Consider the following 740-nt stretch of genomic DNA (forward strand, 5'->3'; position numbering starts at 1 on the left):
AAATCCAGAGGAGTAAAGGATATACTAATTGCCTGTACGGATAATCTTACTGGATTTTCTGAGGCGATTTTGGCGTCTTTTCCTGAATCGGAGATTCAAAGTTGCATCATTCACCAAATTCGAAATTCGCTTAAATACGTGGCTTCCAAGGATCAGAAAACTTTCATGCAAGACTTAAAAACGGTCTATCAAGCTCCCACGAAAGATAAAGCAGAGTTAGAGCTTGATAAACTCAACAACAAGTGGGGAGTGAAGTATCCGGTCGTAATCAAATCCTGGCAAAACAATTGGCACAAACTATCAACTTATTTCGCCTACGATGAGCAGATTAGAAGGCTTATCTACACTACAAATGCGGTGGAAGGTTTTCATAGGCAAGTTCGCAAGATAACAAAGACGAAGGGTGCTTTTCCTAATGATATGGCTTTACTTAAACTGATCTATCTGGCCGTAGAAAATATTAGTAAAAAATGGACATCCCCATTGCAGAATTGGGCACTTACCGCCCAGCAATTGCATATTAAATTTGGCGACAGAATGCGAATGGACCTTTAATTTTGCTCTCCAATATAAAATGTAAAACTAGCCCGCTATTGAATTTATCAAGGGTATATAAACGGCTTCGTGCCTCAGCCGCCCTTGACAAACTCAATAGCAAGCAAAAAAAACATTTGAAATCGAAAAGAAAAATTAAATTTGAATCAACTTTGACGACCAGACAGAGTTTAGATTACACTCCC

General features: G+C 38.8%; 1 protein-coding gene. It reads left to right on the forward strand.

Features of this window, described 5'->3' with window-relative positions:
• Positions 1 to 555 (forward strand): transposase (locus tag RB622_RS30195; protein ID WP_308050569.1); only part of this gene is annotated, 555 nt, incomplete at its 5' end.
• Between the last annotated feature and the right edge of the window lie 185 nt (positions 556 to 740).

Source organism: Dyadobacter sp. LHD-138, assembly GCF_030929615.1.
Lineage (GTDB): Bacteria > Bacteroidota > Bacteroidia > Cytophagales > Spirosomataceae > Dyadobacter.